We start from the raw sequence: 1,482 nt of genomic DNA on the forward strand, positions 1-1,482 counted from the left end.
GGAAGTGGGTTCGTGAAAAAGCAGGACGGGCCCCGCAACCCTTTCGGATTGCGGGGCCCGTCCTGGTGGGCGACGCGTCCCTGACGCGGCTACCGGACCGAGCGCGGGGCTCAGACGGCGGCCGGGTCCTCCTCGACGAGGAGGTTGCGGGTGCGGTTCGGGTCGACCGGGATGCCGGGGCCCATGGTGGTGCTGACCGCGGCCTTCTTGATGTAGCGGCCCTTGGCGGCGGACGGCTTCAGACGGAGGATCTCCTCCAGCGCGGCGCCGTAGTTCTCCACCAGCTTGTCGTCCTCGAAGGACGTCTTGCCGATGATGAAGTGCAGGTTCGAGTGCTTGTCGACGCGGAACTCGATCTTGCCGCCCTTGATGTCGGTCACAGCCTTGGCGGTGTCCGGGGTGACGGTTCCGGTCTTCGGGTTCGGCATCAGACCACGCGGGCCGAGGACACGGCCGAGACGGCCGACCTTGCCCATGAGGTCCGGGGTGGCGACGACGGCGTCGAAGTCCAGACGGCCCTTCGCCACCTCGTCGATCAGCTCGTCGGCGCCGACGATGTCGGCGCCCGCGGCACGCGCGGCCTCGGCACGGTCACCGGTCGCGAAGACCAGGACCCGGGCGGTCTTGCCGGTGCCGTGCGGGAGGTTCACGGTGCCACGGACCATCTGGTCGGCCTTGCGCGGGTCGACACCCAGGCGGAAGGCGACCTCGACGGTGCCGTCGAACTTGGTCGTGGAGGTCTCCTTGGCGAGACGGACGGCCTCGAGCGGGGCGTACAGCTTCTCCCGGTCGATCTTCTCGTCCGCAGCGCGAAGGGCCTTGCTGCGCTTGCTCACAACTGCTCCTGTTTGTTCTTGGAAGGAGTCGTGGTGTACGGGCCGAGCAGGCCCTACCACGGTGGTTCTACGAAGGTGGGGATCAGCCCTCGACCGTGATGCCCATGGAGCGGGCGGTGCCGGCGATGATCTTCGACGCGGCGTCCAGGTCGTTGGCGTTCAGGTCGGGGAGCTTGGTCTGCGCGATCTCGCGGACCTGCGCCTCGGTGATCTTGGCGACCTTGGTCTTGTGCGGCTCGCCGGAACCCTTCTCGACACCAGCGGCCTTGAGGATCATCTTCGCGGCCGGCGGGGTCTTGGTGACGAAGGTGAACGAACGGTCCTCGTAGACCGTGATCTCCACCGGGATGACCCAGCCACGCTGCGACTCGGTCGCGGCGTTGTAGGCCTTGCAGAACTCCATGATGTTGACGCCGTGCTGGCCGAGCGCAGGACCGACCGGCGGGGCCGGGTTCGCCGCACCGGCGTTGATCTGGAGCTTGATGAGCCCCGTGACCTTCTTCTTCTTGGGAGGCATAGCTCTCCGGGTCCTTTCATTTCGGGTCCTGCCCGCATCCGGGGACCACCCGGTTGCAGGCATACCGCACAACGATAACGGGTATAGATGCGCGGCCAAAAACCGAGCAGGTCAGGCACCTGCCTGACC

At 66.9% G+C, this 1,482-nt stretch carries 2 protein-coding genes; both read right to left on the reverse strand.

What is annotated here, in order from left to right; all coding sequences use genetic code 11:
* Window positions 1-110: 110 nt before the first annotated feature.
* A complete protein-coding gene (gene rplA / locus ABZ646_RS46495; protein WP_360533811.1) occupies window positions 111-836 on the reverse strand; it encodes a 50S ribosomal protein L1 in 726 nt (241 codons plus the stop codon).
* Between the two features lie 82 nt (window positions 837-918).
* Entirely contained in the window at window positions 919-1,353 is a 435-nt protein-coding gene (gene rplK / locus ABZ646_RS46500) for a 50S ribosomal protein L11 (protein ID WP_037858373.1), read from the reverse strand.
* Window positions 1,354-1,482 lie beyond the last annotated feature (129 nt).

It is taken from the genome of Streptomyces sp. NPDC007162 (assembly GCF_040634175.1).
Classification (GTDB): Bacteria; Actinomycetota; Actinomycetes; order Streptomycetales; family Streptomycetaceae; genus Streptomyces.

Coding starts and splice junctions, on each gene's coding strand:
- rplK (WP_037858373.1), bottom strand. CDS start 1,353: ATGCCTCCCAAGAAGAAGAAGGTCACGGGGCTCATCAAGCTCCAGATC.